Here is a 15,849-nt window from a genome sequence, read left to right on the forward strand (position 1 = left end):
AAAGCGGGCAATCTGCTCATAAAATGGAATAATTACAGCTTAATAGGGAGGGTGGATTGGTGAACGAAGCTTGGCAATTCCCAGGTGCTCGATGGTGGAAATTCGATTTCCACACGCATACTCCAGCCTCGACTGATACCCCTTGGCATAAACTCATTGGAACTTCTGGAGAGCTGACACCTCAGCAGTGGCTCATAAAATATATGCAGGCCGGAATCGACTGTGTGGCTGTCACGGACCATAACAGCGGCGCATGGATTGATACGCTCAAGTCTGCTTATGCGGGAATGCAAAAAAGTCCACCAGATGGTTTTCGAGAGCTTCAGTTATTTCCTGGCGTAGAAATTTCTGTCAGCGGAGGAATTCACTTACTGGCAATTTTTGATCCTGAGGCGAATACAAGCGATATTGACTCACTCCTTGGCACAGTCGGATACGACGGTACGAAGGGCGACAGCGATGGAGTGAGCAGGAAAAGTGCTACTGAGGTTGTGCAAGCAGTGCTTGATGCAGGGGCATTACCAATACCGGCCCATGCTGATCATATGAAGGGGCTGCTCCGGCTAGAAACAGGTAGTACGACCAAGGCGGCACTGGACGCCAATACGTTACGACAGGTTCTGGCTAATCCTGGCATCCTCGCCATGGAAGTAGTAGATAGGGCTACTCCGAAGCCGGTGGTGTACAACCAGAGCGGTGTGAGCTGGGCTGAGGTAGTGGGTTCTGATTGTCATAACTTTAAAGATACCTGTCGCAACCTACCCGGTTCACGATTCACTTGGGTGAAAATGGCCAAACCGTCTTTGGAAGGACTTAGGTTGGGGTTGCTGGATGGTGAAGGGGTGTCGGTTCGTCATTGCGATGAGGGAGCCTTTGACCCATTCAGAAAACCTGAGCACTTTATTGAATCTATCGAGATAGCCAGCACCCGTGCGATGGGAAATGGCAGACCTGCTGTGTTGGCCTTCAACCCATACTTCAATGCCATAGTTGGTGGGCGAGGTACAGGTAAGTCAACTGTGGTACATGCATTACGCTTGGCTTACCGCAGGGAGGGGGATTTATCCCGATTAGATCCGAAAAGTGAACCATACGAGACCTTTGAGCGTTTTAATCGAATTCCCAAGAGTCGAAGTGATGAGGGGGGATTAAAAGCTGATACGGCTTTGGTTTTAATTCTTAATCGAGACGGAGTCCGACACCGTCTGCACTGGCAGCATGGCGATCAGGCAGTTGTACTAGTCGAAGAATGGCAAGCTAATAGCTGGCAGCCATCAGCTAGCCAAACAATTTCAAACAATCGGTTTCCGGTACGGCTGTTTAGCCAAGGACAGATTGCTGCATTAGCTGGCCATGGTCAGCAGGCAATGCTGGATGTAATTGATGACGCAGCAGGAACCTCAGGTAGCCAAGAGGCGCTGGAGGAGGCAAAACGTGTTTTCTTTGCATCTCGTGGGCGGTTACGTGAACTCGATGGCAGATTGAAAGGACGCGACGCTCTCAGCATCAGCTTGCAAGATGTACAACGTAAGCTTCAGCGTTTTGAAGATGTACAGCATGCAGGGGTTCTGAAGGCCTACCAGCACGTAACTCGACAGTCGCGAGAAGTAGAGCGACAGTTTGAGCATCAAATAGCTCTGGCTGGCCAAATCAATTCCTTGGCCGAAGATTTGGTAGTCGAAGAGCTACCTGGAGAACTTTTCGATACGACGAACGACGCTGATGTTTTGTCAGCAGTACAGGCCCTGTCTAACGCTATACACCAGGCTAAAGCGAAGTTATTGGGGGTCGCCGAGCAGTTGAAAAGCGTTGGTGCAGGCTTGAGGCATGGCCTCGCACAATCTCAGTGGAAAACTCAGCTTGATCTGACGACATCTGCCTATGAAAAATTGAAAATAGAGTTGCAGGAGCAAGGGGTAAACGATCCAAGTGAATATGGACGTTTAGCGCTAGAGCGCCAGCGGTTAGACACTGAGGTCAAACGTTTCGACGGTCTGCAAAAGCAGCGTGATGAACTGATGGAGCAGATAAAAGTACAGTGGCATGAGGTATTAGACGCTCGCCGTGCGATCAGTGAAACTCGACGACAGTTTTTACGTCTGACTCTTTCCGAAAATCTATTCGTACGAATTGAACTGGTACCGTACGGACAGGAAGTCGAAGTGCTGGAGCGCTCTCTGAGAGAGATGCTGGGAATTGCGGACAAGTACACAGATGACATTTACGTGGCAGCTCAAGGCGACGCCCTGGCCAAAGGCGCTATCGCAAACCTACTGATAGGCCCTACGCTTGCTACGGATGAGGAAGAAACTACCGCTAGTTTTGAAGAGGGGCTTCAGCAGCTTCAACGGCGACTTGTTAATGCCTGCCGAGGAAAACCAGAATTCAGCACTTGGTTTAACAAGTTTCTCGTGAGCGCATCTGAGAGGCGGCCAGAGTTTATGGATCATATTCTCTGTTGGTTCCCGGAGGATGGTTTGCGGATCGAATACAGCCGCAAAGGTGATGGACGAGATTTTCAACCTATTGGTCAGGCCTCCGCAGGCCAAAGGGCCGCAGCCATGCTAGCGTTTTTGCTGGCTCATGGTGATGAGCCTCTGGTTCTTGACCAACCAGAAGATGACTTGGACAACCATCTTATCTACGACCTAGTGGTCAAACAAATTCGAGCCAACAAACTTCGTCGCCAACTCCTCATCGTGACCCACAACCCGAATATTGTGGTCAACGGCGACGCTGAAATGCTGTACGCCTTAGACTTCAATCATCAATGTTTTGTAAAGCATCGTGGTTCTCTTCAAGAAAAAGAGATGCGTGAGGAGGTTTGCCGCATCATGGAGGGCGGGCGAGAAGCATTCGAGCGACGCTATCAGCGGCTTGGCAAGGAAGTGTGAATCATGAGGGTTCTGACATAACGACTTTCATGGCAAGGGAACCGCGGTTTTACAACTCGTACTTCCGCGGTTCAAGGCCTTCCGCTGCGAACAATCTTGAATGCACAAGCTCAACACCTTGCATCGACTCCTGTGTAATCGCCACCCCATCCCGAAGCATGTAATCAACGAACTGAATTGACCGTTTTGCCTCAAGCCAGCGCCTCGCGTCATGCTGCTGGGCAAAGCTGGATGGTTTATCGCGCTGGCAAGCCTTTGCAGCTTGAGCAGCAATAGCACTTGGATGAATGATCCCGACACATCGCTTGAGTGTCAGCGAATTGAGCAGGCCCTGGGGATCAAAATCAGGAAACGCTACGATCTCTGCAACACCTGAAAGCGCCTGCGTAACTGCGGCCGGGTTGTCCTGCGGCCCCCCACGAAAGAGCAGCACCGCCTCCTCCGAAATGATATCTGGCCATAGATACTCCTCTGGGATCAGCATTACGGAGAGATTCTCGACCAGAACGACACTTGCGGCCTGATGAATTTCACTGAAAGGCACCTGGATGCATCCACCTCTTGGATGCCTATAGTCGCCACTAGCAAGCCGCACAGTTCCGGATCGGGACGAGACGGTGACCAGGTCTTCACGAACCTTTTTCTTCGCTAATTTCTCATTCCGAAAGGTCAGTGCAACGTTTGCTCGCCCTTGATTCAATAACGCCAAGTCGTCCTTCCAAGCATCGAACCCTGTCTGATCGAGCAGCAACTGGTGCAGATTACGCCTGTCTGGCTGACTGAACGTCAGTCGAGTACCGCTACGAGTTCCGACTCGTCCAAACTCATGAATTCGCAACCAAGTTTTGTTGAGGTGAATACTGTCCTTCCCTTCTCGGATCACCTTGGCGGCCATTTCAATCATTTGGGTTGTGAACTCAAGCATGCGCTTTGCTCCTTTTAAGCCACAGATCCGTCACCTGTCGGTTGGCGCTTATCCGATCATAAGGAGCCTCCTCGGGTACCAACATATAGCTCAGTGAACGGCCCTCTTCGTTCTGAGCATATGCTTGCAGCGCTACAAAAAAACCGTCGAGTGCATAGAGCCATATGCCCGTTTCGACACCCGATTGCCCTTGTTCCAGCCAATAGGCTTTTGCAGACTGTGGCTGGTTCGTGGCAACCAAGTCCCTGAGCATTGCTTTAAAGTGGTGAGCAGCGAACGGCTCCACGGCCTCCTCGGACGTTCCCTCGGCTCTGGTTACAGGCTGAGCGGCACGAGACTCTGCTTCCGCAGGGGCGGCAACCTTAGTTTTGGCTTTAGGCAGGTTGGAAACGAGTTGTTCAATTGCGTCCAACCCCTCTGAAGGTGAGTTACCGGTGAAAAGGTATCCCCCAATCGCTTGCTTACTGGCTGCAACCCAAGCCGCAGCATTGGGCTGATCGATGAGCGGTTCTAGATCAAAGGAGCCCCCACTCTGTAGGTAAAGGGCAACCTTATGAATTTTCTTGAGCCTTGTATCTTGCTTACGAATCTGAATGGTCAGAGTGTCCAAGCGCGCGAGCAGTGCGAGAAGCTCTGCACGGTTATTGCTGACTGCGCCCAGTAAGTCATTGATGAGGACACGATTAAGCGCACGATCCCCCTGCGTCAGCGTGTACAAAGAGTCGTAACTAAAGAGGCCAAGTTTTTCGTGAAGCCGCTGAACACGACCAATAACCGATTCGACATCCCGAATTCTGTCCGCGATACGGATTGAGTACCCATACCCTGATTCAATAAAGCTTCGCAGCCCAAGGCTCTCTCGGCGAAGATGGACGACAATCTGTCGAGCTGAATGCCTGACCCGAATATGCTGCTCAGCGGCAGCATCCATTCGCCCGTCCCTTTTGGCGTCAAGGTATCCCTCACAGCCCTCCCTGATCTGGATGTAGTTCTCCTCCATATCCGGTGCAAAGCGCTCAGCACCAGGTTTGGTGAGCTGTATACCCAGATTGAGGAGTTCGCCGGACAGGTGGAGAACGCCATCCTCCTCGGTGATGAGTTGCTGCCCCAGAAGCCAGGTAAGCCATTTTTTAGGTTTTCCTGCGACCGGAACACCGGAGTCGGCGAGCATCAGATGCTCAAGCAACTCCGCGTTATCTATCAGAGCCTTCCCCAGGCACTCCCATAGCTCTGCTTTCACAGCACCATTCCTTGCTGCGTTTGCCCATCAACCAGGCTTTCTTGCTCATCTTGGCTACCCTCGATGTAGTAGTCAGCAATCCAGCCTATAACCTGATGTAGGTAAGCCATCTTTCCAGTTGCAATATAATTAGCCGACTCTCCATCGCGCTTAATTACATATCCCGCGTCAGCCATAGCCTTGAGAATGATCGACAATCTATCTTTATTGTCCTTGGCACTTTTGGCGCGGTTGAACATGTCAAAACTGGCCAAATCCCGCAATCGATCTTTGTAGACCGACTGTTCTTCAATAGCCTCAAGCAAAGCTGAAAAGGAGATTTCATCACCCGGTTCCAAGTGCGAGTCCGAGCGCCCCGCATGAATGCTGAGCTGGATGAATTCGACACACGGCCTAACCTGGTCCCGGATGCCCACCAGCATTGCTCTAGCCGACTCCACATCCGCACTGCTATCCAGTTTGGTATAGCGAGCAAAGAAGACGTCCGGGGAGCTTACATCGCCTAAGGCACCTAAGGTCCTGCCCAAAGGCTGAAGGGCGGCTTCAACTTCCGCCCTAAATACCGGCTCCCCAAGACAGCGAAACAACTCCCGCGAGCGATGAACGCAGATGAACTCACCATTTAGTAAAGCCTCAAGGCAGGTTCTGAGCTGATTCATACAACCTCCATGTCCGCTTCCAGCGCAGCTTCAAGTGCCGCCAACTCTTTGTCTACGGAAGCACTGAATGACTTGACCAAAATAGTCTCGCCCTTGCTTCCATAGCCTTTAGCTTTCTGGAACATGTAGCGATTCGGAAATTGCCGGAGCAGCTCAGGAGCGCCGCCTGGGAAAGCAGCCATCATATGAACCTTGCGACTATTCAGATATTTGACAATGGCGATATAGACCGGAGCATCGAACTTCAGAGCCTCGTCCATTGGCGCAATGATCTGCACATCCGCGTCCCCACGAAGCAGCTCAAACAGTGAGATATAAATCATCGTGACAATGACGGTTGTGAGACCGTTGCTGCTGATGTCGGCCAACTCCTTGTCGGTCCGTGCCACCTTTTGATGCCCCTGGTCGTTCACCGAAACCGCTACGTCAAAACACTCCTCAAGATTGGCCGCAAACACCCCCTCAGAAATGTGCTTGGCGATTCGCGCTATGGCATTGATGAGGTCCTCGGTTGGTAGCGTGCCGGACTCCATCATGCTCCAAACTTTCGCCTGCTTATCGAAGTCGGTCAGGTCGTGCCAGAAGCCCAGCTTTTGAACCCGTGAAGTGACCAGAAACTCAAAATTCTGAATCTGTGGAAACCCACTCAGCACCTGCTTGGCTTTCTGTGTGGCGTTGGTACCTAATTTTTTGATTGCGGCATCGAGAGTGCTCAACCTGGCCCTGCCATCTGCTAACTCACTGGCAATGCCTTGAGCCTCCATAATGAGACGTCCCTTGCTCGCACTATGCCCCCTGCCCAGGTAGTCCATGAACAGATCTGCGGCGAACAGCCAAGCTTCGTCGATGTCGTCTCCGGCCTGGGACGTAGCTTCCCGCCAGATCTCATCGATGAACACACTGTGGGTACCTTGCCGTGCTCCCTCGCCCGCGAAAATGCGGCGAATCTCACGACACGTATCAGATCCAACTCGTTGAAGATCCGTACGACGGCGGATTTGCTTATGGATCTCGTCTTGGACATCACTCACTTTGAGGCCTGGTATAGATTGTCCATCATCAATGGCCGAGAGCCGGGCAAGCAACTTGATAGCGCTCGCCATGGACTGCTTGGCATCGGAGTTCTCGCTCATTTCCCCGATGAGCCTCGACCGCATCTTGTTGATGTCGCCCTGCCTAGCTTTTAACTGTGCATCGGACACTGACCATTCGCGCACTAAACTCTCGCGCTCAATTTCAAGACGTTGCAATCGCGCTTGCCATTCACCGAGCTTCGGCCACTCATAGCTCAGCCAAGCCTGGTACTCGCGAACGTAGCCCTCCACATCGTTGGCTTTTCCGAGCTGGCTGCTCAACTCTCCGATCTCACGCTTAAGACGCTCAATTTCAGCGGTATTCAGTCCCTCTTTTTCATAAGCCCGGAGACGATCCCGCTCAACCACCTCACGGTTTATCTGCAAGGCACTCACTACCTCTTCAATGATCGCCTCGACTTGAGCGATTTCCTGCTGGAGTGAAACCTTCAAATCAGCCAGCTCAATTTCGGCAGAGGTGTTCAGTGCAAACAAATCTCGACCATGCGCTGCCTTTAGCTCGGCTTCACTTCGGCCAAGCCTACGGACGGCCTCCAACGCTTCATTTTCTGCGGCTTTCAGGGTCGCCAAATGCGCCGTGCAATCCGCGACAGCACGCTCAAAAAGCCCGTCAAACGCCGCAACCCTCGCCTCAAGCTCTGATATTGCTTCTGTGGATTTTTTTGCAGCTTCACCATGCAAGAACACAGCAGACCGGTGCGTGCTTTCTAACTCCCGCGCCTCCGCTGACAGAGTCTCCATCTCCAAAGCAATATCTTGAATGGCTTTCTCTGCCTCCATGATCGCGGCGAGAATCCGCTCTTCATCGGCAACCATTGGGGAGTCGATACCACCCAGCTCTAGCCCTACCCCATACAAGTCAGCGGCGGCCTGCACCATCACTGGAGCGAGATCGGTACGCATCAAAATATCGGCTGGAACCAACTTGGCGATATGGGTAGTCCATTCCGGATGATGCGTTCTTAGAAATGTAAGTAGGCTGTCAGGGTGCGCCTTGCTGAGGGAAACCAGCTCACGCTTACGAGTCTCCGTCTGAATTTTGTGATCTTGTAGTGCCTGGTAGCGCTTGGCAGCCACCTCGCGATCATGTGATCTTGCCTCAAGAGATATGCGGGCCTTCTCCATTACTTCACTGGCCGCAGCACACGCTTCACGCTGCTCATCAACACGAGCCTGTGCCAGGTTCAGATCAGCCTGTGCCGCAGGGAGAACGCTTAAGCTTCTCAGCGACGCATAGATCCCCTGCTGCTTACCCGCACTCTCCTTCGCATCATTTATGCGCAGGGCAAGAGCCTCTCGCTCCAACTCTTGTGTCTTGGTCAGGTTGTGCTTGTCATTGTTTTGTCGATGCAGAAGCTCGGCGGCTCGCTGGTGATACAGCTCGTTAGCGGCATCCTTGCGCTTGTTCTGCTGAGTGGTAGCTTGGGTGGCATCTCGCTCAAGCTGAGCAATGCGATCCGAATAAATCCCGTCGATGCTTTTCACTTTGCTAGTGAGATTTTCGAGGTGCTGCGCTCGCTCGCTCACCTGGGCTTTCAGCATTGGAACCTTGTTTACCAGGTCGCAGAGTTCGCTCGCCCCACGCCTAGAGTGCTCGGCCTGCTGACGTTCAAGACGCTCGACGTCCTCATTTGCCTGGAGCAGCTTCCCTTCTACTTCCGAAGACACCTTGGAGTGTTTCTGACGTGCTGCACTGTAGGCTTGCTCATGAGCACTCAAAGCATCGTTGACCTGAACTAATTGGTCATCTAGCAGTTTGTATTGCCCATTGAGTTCGTGAATCAGGCTGCTCGCCCGATGCTTCTGAATACCCAGCTGGCGAGTGGCGGCCGCGTATCGATATCCCTGCTCTGCCAATAGCTCAAATTTTGGGCGCAACTCTTCGACTTTGAGATAGCTCTTATAGCCCTCAATCAGGTCATCCAGGGTCCGTTTGGTCAGCGCGGTGAGCCCCTCGCTGCGCAGCTCGTTTTCCTGGGACAAGATGCCTGCCATGGTTCCGCGCATGGAGTTGAAGTCACCCTTACTTTCCAACATGGCAAAGATGACGTGGTCGATTGCATGGAGGCTGGTGTGCGGCTGGGCAAGTGAGAACGTTGGTCGCAGGCTACGAATCAGCTTCACGACCATGCTGTCGTGAACATCCTCAAGTCCCGCGTTAGTGTTGTTCTGAATAATTTTCTTGTAGTGCAGGCTCGAAAGCTCAGGCGTGCACTCAATCGAGCAGCGGCGCAGATGGTCCTGGATCTCAGCCCCTGGCACCACATCCCCTGATTCAACGTTTCGGAGGATCAGCTCCTGATTCCAGGCTGCACGCACAAAACGATAGGCGTAGCCGCTGGAGCTGCGGTGAAGGATGGCGCAGCGAAAGTCGCTGGCCCCAACCTGATACTCGAAAATGACATAGCTTGAGCGCCTGGGAAGGTACCAATCGGCAAATGACACCCGGTTGCCACCGGCCCTCACCACCGAACCTGGCGATGCCCCGAAAAAGATGGGGATCAGCTTGAGGAATGAAGTCTTGCCAATGGCGTTGGTGCCGTTGAGGCTTGTATTGCCATCCATCCGCAACTCCGCGATGAGTCCATCGCAGAGCGAGTCAACAAGCACAATTTTTGTCAGCTGGCGCATATCCGATCCTTGTATTTCGACTCGCTCGATCCCCCGGGCAAACTACCGATGGGCATAACGAGGTCTCAATTGATCATAGCGTCGAGAACCAAACGGACCGTGATCTCGCCCCAAGACGAAATTCGACGGGCGCCTCGACCTAAAGCGGGAACCAGTCCGATTGCTCAAGCTGTTACCCTTACCATGAAATCGATGATATGTAGCTTTACACTACACATCCATGCTGTTTACATGTACACGTAAAGTTTTCGCACAGAAGGGATGACATGAAACGTAAGCAGTCGGTGGAAAGTGTTCGCTGGGATCTGGCTCAGCGCTATCGCCTGATCGAAACCGTGGCCTGGTGGGAGGGACGCCTGACCACGGGCCACCTGATGCAGAGCTTCGGCATCAGCCGCCAGCAGGCGTCGAAAGACATCAACAGTTACCTGAACGACTACGCCCCGAAAAACCTCGACTATGACAAGCGCCTGAAGGGCTACGTACCGAGCAAGGGCTTTCAGCCCCTGTTCATTGATGACAGCGCGAGCGCGTACCTACACCTACTCAACCAGAACCATGAACGTGCACCACATATCGCGGGCCTAGCATTGGCCTACGCGCATACCGAAGTGTTGAACGTCCCAGATCGCTCTGTACGCCCAGAAGTATTGCGGCCCCTGCTGCGCGCCTGCCGCGAAGGATTACGCTTGGAGTGTGAGTATGTGTCGTTCAAAACACCGGAGGCGGAAACGCGCCTGATCGCACCGCACGCCCTCGTGTACACAGGCATGCGGTGGCATGCTCGCGCCTACTGCGAAAAAAACCGCGAACACCGTGACTTCGTACTCAGTCGCTTTCGGGGTATTCCAGATGTACTGGAGGGAAAATCGGAGTTTGGGCGCGATCAGGACGAAGGCTGGAACACCGCTGTAGACGTCATTATTGAGCCCGACTCGCGACTCTCACCCGAACAGAAAGCATTCCTTGAGTACGAGTACGGTATGCAAGATGGGCAATTGCGGGTGCCCAGTCGAGGGGCACTGGTGCAATACGTGTTGCAGCGCTACCAGATCGACCCGCACAAGATCCAGTCCAAGGCCAGCGCTCAACAGATTGTCGTGGTCAACCTGGAGGAACTGCGTCCCTGGCTGTATAGCTAGCCTGTTTAATAGAAGAAGTAATCCCGCGACCTTACTCGGCGGAGCCGTAGGCCAAACGGGCGAGTAACAGGAAAACCATACCCATGGCCAGCACAACCAGCGCATGGTCGAACAAGGTGCCGATGAACCACATACTGTGTATCTCCGATACCGAACAGGGAGTACCAAACACCCTATTCGTGGACGCAGCGCCCGTCGATCTGTCGCCTTTTCGCACGTAAGCTTTTCGCGCAGATTCGCCCGACTTCAGGACTAAAGCTCCTCACTCAGCGCCCGGGTGCCTTATCACCAAGCCCAGTTGGGATCCTCGCCAGACACGGGTGAAATGAGGGGGTCGATTGACCTAATACCTCGCAGCTAAAACACCACCACACAAACAACTAGTCGTGTTCCTTGACGCAGCCTAGGATGCAGCCCAGAGATCATTGCAGTCGGAGACTGGGAAACCGTGAGCGCAATAATTGGAAGCGATGCCGCCCTGAAGGCGCACCTGGATGCAGTAGTGGCGGGCCCAATGCAATCGAAGAGCGTCCAGGCTTGGGCGCTCCGGCTGGAAAAATTTCTCGGTGAGGTGCAACAGGCGATTCCCACCCGCCTGCATGAACAAGCATTTCTCCTTCAGTTGTGGAACCAGAACCCGGTGGCCTCTGCTGGCAGCGGCCATGTGAGGATAGAACCGGCACTGGCTGATACTGCCTTCATCGACTGGTTTGCCACCGCTGTTACGGCCACACTGCCGACAGATCCCGCCGAGGCCGAGATTCATCTGATCGAGCTGTATAACGAGCTGCAACGCCGCCTGAGCAAACTGTGCGACCGAATTCCCCGACTCAAGCTCAACCGTGTCTTCTGCGCCCTCTACCCGGCGCACTTCACCACCATCGCCAACGTCGGCATGCTCAAGGAATTGCATGTGGAATTGGGCGGCAACCGGCACGACCACCCGGTGCACATGCACCGTACGATCCGCGACCGTATTGACGCAGTGCTGGACCCGATCCCACAGGAAGACAGTGCAGCACAAGCCCGACGCGTCTGTTTGTCCTGGTTGCTGTATGAGCGCCTGAACAGCGACAGCACTCCCGAGACGCCCGAGACGCTGCACGAAACCGAGCTGGGCCTAAAGCCCTTCCCGGCCAGCCTACGGCGCAAAGGCTTGACCTCCTTGGGCGGCGGCTTTCAGACCCTGCTCAGTTTGCTCCCCGAGCTGAACGAGGGTGTGAGCCGCGATGAGTTCACGGATCTGTTGAAGCAAAACAACCCGAACCTGGCCACCAACAGCGTGGGCACCATGATCAACGTGGTCGCCCGAGACTTCGATCTGTGCAAGCGCGAGGGCGACACCTATCGGCTGTCTGCACGCGGCACCAATCTGTTGGAAACCCAGGATCCTGATGAGCTGGCTGATCAGCTACTGACTCGCATCCTGGGCACCGACCACATCGTGAAAGCCTTGGAAACGGCCCCGCTCACCAAGGCCGAGCTGATCGCGCTCCTGCAAGCTGTCAACCCTGGCTGGACGACGGCGTTCGCCCCCTCTTCGTTGTTAGGTTGGCTCAACCACCTGGGCGTCATCGAGTCGGGTCCTCACAAGCGCATTTACCTCGCGAAACGGGGTCAGCGCTGGGCGGAATTGGTCACCTGGAAGCCGGAGTCTCTCCCCCAACCACCGCAGACCGTGGCCGAGCTTCAGGTCGACACAGGGGGCGCGATTCAACTACCTACCCCCACGGAACTTAACACTCGGCTTCAGGCGCTGGCAGGCAATCGCCTGACACTTGAGCCCGCGCTGATCAGCCAGCTCCATGCCGGACTGTGGTTTCATCCTGTACGGCACTTTGCGGTGCTCACTGGCATATCCGGCTCCGGCAAAACTCAACTGGCACTGAACTATGCCCACGCACTGCGCGGCACGTCTCACGACGAATCGCCGAACGTGCGCATCATTCCCGTCCAACCCGGGTGGTACGACCCCAGCCCATTGCTGGGCTATGTCAATCCGCTTCAGGAGGCCAGTTACCGCAGCGCACCTTTCCTGGAATTACTACTCCTGGCGGCAGACGATCCAGAAACCCCCTATGTGGCCATCCTGGACGAAATGAATCTGTCCCACCCCGAACAGTACTTGGCGCCCGTGTTATCAGCCATGGAAACCCGTGGTTGGATCGACCTGCACCAGCTGGGCGAGGACATTACCCCGGTCCCCATGCGGGTACGCTACCCCGCCAACCTGGCGATCATCGGCACCCTCAACATGGACGAGACCACCCACGGCCTCTCCGACAAAGTCCTGGATCGCGCCTACACCTTGGAGTTCTGGGACATCAATGTGGAGGCCTTCCCTGGCTGGGCGACCACCACGCTCCCAGAGGGACTGAAGCAAACAGCGAAAGACCTGCTGTCGCAGTTGGTCAAGGCACTGGAGCCCGTCCGCTTGCATTTCGGCTGGCGGACTATTGATGACGTGCTCAGCTACCTCGCCTTCCAGAGCGCCAGCGCCCAGGTCGATCTGCACACGCTCGATCAGGTCGTGTATGCCAAGGTCCTCCCCAAGCTACGCGGTGAAACCTCACAGCGCTTTCAGCAAGCACTCGACGCTGTGCACGCCACGCTGGTCAAGCACGGCCTGGAGCGCTGCCAGCAGAAGGTCAAGAGTCTGCAAGAGGACTTGGTGGCAACCGGCTCCGCGCGTTTCTGGCGGTAAGCAATGATCACCGTTCGCCGCCGGGGCTCAGAGGCCCACGAGGAATGGATCGCGGTCGCCGCTGGCGAGGTGGTGACCGGCTTCCATGAAGACACCCATTATGAAATCCGCCCAGAGCCAACCACGCTGCGAGTGTTCGTCGATGATGTCGAACTTCTAGCAGCATCAGGCTGGTTCCAGTGGTGCCCACGTTTCTATGCCGGCCAGGTGCGTGTCGACGTGCTTGATGCCTCAGGCGCGCAATCCACTTACTGCCTGACAATCAGCCCAACGGCAAAAAAGGCCGATGACGACAAATTCGCCGAAATCATTGAGGCGATCCGCACCTTCGATCAGACGCTGCTGGGCGGTGTTTCTGCCGCGACCTTGGCCTTTGGCAACACAGGCCGCGCCGGCATCCATGCTGATCATGTGCTGCTTGCGCGCCTTCGGCTATATGGCCATGAGTTCCTGGGCGCCGTGGCCGCCCTCGCCCGCTCACCACATCAGAAACTCTCGGCCGACAGGCAAATGCTGCCACTCGCACGCGCCCGGCGCCTGCACCCCACCGCGCTGCGCGAACACAAGCTGTCGACCCTGCTCAGCGGGACGTCATTAGCGGTCGATCAACTCGACACGATTCAGGTCCACGCGTGGACTTCGACCCCAACCGTGGATACACCGGCTAACCGCGTCCTGCTCGGCTTGCTGAAACGCTTTCGCGCGACTTTGACAGCGCTTCGGGAGCGCGTCGCTGCCCTTCGGCTCGGGGATAGTCAGGATGAGCAAGGCACTCGCCTGCACCGACGCATTGCATTGCTGGACCACCTGGAGAGCAGGGTCACTCAGCTGATCCAGCACCACCCCTTCAACGCCGTGAAAGCTGGCGCCGCAGGCTCTTCAGGCCTCACCCAGATAGCCGCACAACCAGCCTACAACCGGGCCTATCGCCTCGGCTGTGCAGCGATGGCCTCCCGGGTCGAGGGTGATCAATCACTCGATCAGCTTCACGTAAGTCCTTCTTGGGGCATCTACGAAACCTGGTGTTTCCTTCAGGTCGTGGCCTGCTTTGAACAACTGCTGGGAATCAAGTTGACGCCGTCTAGGTCGAAGGTGGTGAATGCACAGCTGGCGTTTCACGTGCCACTGAGCAGCGGTCACCTAATGGAAGTGCTGTTTCAAGCCAAGTTTCCGGCGGCCGATCCACACACTGACAGACTTGGCTGGAGTATCTCTCGCGAACGTGTGCCCGACATTCTCATCGTGGTGTACAACGACACCACCTGTCGCTCCCTCATCCTTGACGCCAAATGGCGTAGCGGCAGGGCAAATGTCCTCGAAGCAATGGAGTCGGCCCACATTTACCATGACAGTCTGCGTCTTCGTCGTGGTTCGGCGACCGAGCGACCCAGCCACTGCATTTTGCTTCTGCCTGGAGCGAGCGACGTGGAAAGCCTTGGTGAACTTGACTTCATCCACACACATGGTGTTGGCGCTATCGCGGAGTTTTTACCTCACGGGGCGGGAGTCGCATTTCTGTCGGACCTGTTCAAGAAATGGCTCTCGCCCCTTCACTCCTAATCCCGAACAATTATGGCCGTACCAGCTTCTTGAGAAGCTTTTTCGGGATTCTCGGAGTAGAAGATCCGAAACTCTGAACATAGCTTTTGTCAAAATATATTGGTTTATCGTCGTCATCGAATTCTTGAATTTCAGGCACATAGTTCTCCTCTGCGGCTTCCCATGCCTCATACATCTCCCTGTAAATTCTCGAAGAACACTTCTCCAGCAATGAGGAACAGTAGTCAAACCCACTATCAACAGTCGACACCAAACAACCATCATTGTCAATATAAAACAACCTCCTTGCAACTTCCACGGAGTGCTCCCTACAGAGGCCACCAGCGCTTTCGTCAATATTTGCAAAAGCTACTATATCAACACTCTCACATTCTCTTCTCACATAAATACTGTAACCACAAAAATAAAAATCAGCCATATACGCCAACATCCAACAGAGCATCCGACTAATTTCTTCGCCCATGTTTATATTATAATAATAACTCTCACATAATGCAAACTAAAACCAACCAACTTTCCCTCTAAAATGACCAAATATCCTGCTTAATTAATAGACTCGACAAACAACCACAATAAACAATAAAGACCTACCACTTAAAATCTAAAACGCTAATTTTAATCACCCGTCCGCCCGATCTTAAGTGACCAGCTGATACTAAATTCAGCACGTCGCAGCCAAAAGGTGACCATGGTCACCTCTGTTACAGAAATTTCGATTCTGGATTTTCATGTCTACTGGCAGTTATTGAGGTGACCATGGTCACCTCATTAGCTGGCTAGCGGTACTTCTTACAGCTATCTGTCACTGGTCCCAGCAGTACCAAAGTCAGCGCTCAGAATGCCGCCTCTCATAAGCTACTTCAGATAATCATCGTGTCTCGCCCATCTGCCAGGCCAAACTCAACGCACTCAGTTCTTCCACAGAGATAGACACCCCATAGCCTGCGCAGACTGACACATCAACCTGGATATCCGAGATCGGTAAGTTCATCTTTGGCAA

9 protein-coding genes are annotated in these 15,849 nt (G+C 54.1%); 4 read left to right on the forward strand and 5 right to left on the reverse strand.

All coding sequences use genetic code 11. The features are described 5' to 3' along the window. Positions 1–59 precede the first annotated feature (59 nt). Complete coding sequence (locus JQX08_RS01340) at positions 60–2,894, forward strand: TrlF family AAA-like ATPase (protein ID WP_204914163.1); 2,835 nt, start codon at positions 60–62, stop codon at positions 2,892–2,894. A gap of 49 nt (positions 2,895–2,943) precedes the next feature. Here JQX08_RS01340 and JQX08_RS01345 read toward each other — a convergent pair whose 3' ends face one another. From JQX08_RS01345 to JQX08_RS01360, 4 genes are read right to left on the reverse strand one after another with little or no spacing between them, the layout of a single operon-like run. Further along, positions 2,944–3,819, reverse strand: a complete 876-nt coding sequence (locus tag JQX08_RS01345) for a DUF7281 domain-containing protein (RefSeq protein ID WP_204914165.1) — start codon at positions 3,817–3,819, stop codon at positions 2,944–2,946. After that, a complete protein-coding gene (locus JQX08_RS01350; protein WP_204914167.1) occupies positions 3,812–5,059 on the reverse strand; it encodes a hypothetical protein in 1,248 nt (415 codons plus the stop codon). The genes JQX08_RS01345 and JQX08_RS01350 overlap by 8 nt, the downstream gene beginning before the upstream one ends. Beyond that, on the reverse strand, positions 5,056–5,718 hold the full coding sequence (locus JQX08_RS01355; RefSeq protein WP_204914169.1) for a hypothetical protein: 663 nt from the start codon (positions 5,716–5,718) through the stop codon (positions 5,056–5,058). The genes JQX08_RS01350 and JQX08_RS01355 overlap by 4 nt, the downstream gene beginning before the upstream one ends. Beyond that, positions 5,715–9,443: an ATP-binding protein gene (locus JQX08_RS01360; RefSeq protein ID WP_204914171.1), complete on the reverse strand. Its 3,729-nt coding sequence runs from the start codon at positions 9,441–9,443 to the stop codon at positions 5,715–5,717. The genes JQX08_RS01355 and JQX08_RS01360 overlap by 4 nt, the downstream gene beginning before the upstream one ends. 266 nt (positions 9,444–9,709) lie before the next feature. On the opposite strand from JQX08_RS01360, the gene JQX08_RS01365 reads away from it, so the two are divergent. The 3 genes from JQX08_RS01365 (at position 9,710) to JQX08_RS01375 (ending at position 14,849) form a co-directional block, all read left to right on the forward strand. After that, positions 9,710–10,585, forward strand: a complete 876-nt coding sequence (locus tag JQX08_RS01365) for a helix-turn-helix transcriptional regulator (RefSeq protein ID WP_204914173.1) — start codon at positions 9,710–9,712, stop codon at positions 10,583–10,585. A 514-nt stretch (positions 10,586–11,099) separates the two neighbouring features. After that, complete coding sequence (locus JQX08_RS01370; protein WP_204914175.1) at positions 11,100–13,289, forward strand: McrB family protein; 2,190 nt, start codon at positions 11,100–11,102, stop codon at positions 13,287–13,289. A 3-nt stretch (positions 13,290–13,292) separates the two neighbouring features. After that, the gene (locus tag JQX08_RS01375) at positions 13,293–14,849 is read left to right on the forward strand and encodes a DUF2357 domain-containing protein (RefSeq protein ID WP_204914177.1); all 1,557 of its coding nucleotides are present in this window, start codon (positions 13,293–13,295) and stop codon (positions 14,847–14,849) included. Positions 14,850–14,859: 10 nt separating this feature from the next. Here JQX08_RS01375 and JQX08_RS01380 read toward each other — a convergent pair whose 3' ends face one another. Continuing rightward, positions 14,860–15,267 carry a hypothetical protein gene (locus JQX08_RS01380; protein WP_204914178.1) on the reverse strand — a complete coding sequence of 136 codons (408 nt, stop codon included), beginning with the start codon at positions 15,265–15,267 and terminating at the stop codon, positions 14,860–14,862. Positions 15,268–15,849: the final 582 nt, after the last annotated feature.

The sequence above is a fragment of the Zestomonas insulae genome, from assembly GCF_016901015.1.
Classification (GTDB): domain Bacteria; phylum Pseudomonadota; class Gammaproteobacteria; order Pseudomonadales; family Pseudomonadaceae; genus Aquipseudomonas; species Aquipseudomonas insulae.

Excerpts from the sequence above, each read along its gene's own strand:
- JQX08_RS01355 (WP_204914169.1), bottom strand. The coding sequence starts at position 5,718 with ATGAATCAGCTCAGAACCTGCCTTGAGGCTTTACTAAATGGTGAGTTC.
- JQX08_RS01360 (WP_204914171.1), bottom strand. The coding sequence starts at position 9,443 with ATGCGCCAGCTGACAAAAATTGTGCTTGTTGACTCGCTCTGCGATGGA.
- JQX08_RS01345 (WP_204914165.1), bottom strand. The coding sequence starts at position 3,819 with ATGCTTGAGTTCACAACCCAAATGATTGAAATGGCCGCCAAGGTGATC.
- JQX08_RS01375 (WP_204914177.1), top strand. The coding sequence starts at position 13,293 with ATGATCACCGTTCGCCGCCGGGGCTCAGAGGCCCACGAGGAATGGATC.
- JQX08_RS01370 (WP_204914175.1), top strand. The coding sequence starts at position 11,100 with ATGCAATCGAAGAGCGTCCAGGCTTGGGCGCTCCGGCTGGAAAAATTT.
- JQX08_RS01380 (WP_204914178.1), bottom strand. The coding sequence starts at position 15,267 with ATGGCTGATTTTTATTTTTGTGGTTACAGTATTTATGTGAGAAGAGAA.
- JQX08_RS01365 (WP_204914173.1), top strand. The coding sequence starts at position 9,710 with ATGAAACGTAAGCAGTCGGTGGAAAGTGTTCGCTGGGATCTGGCTCAG.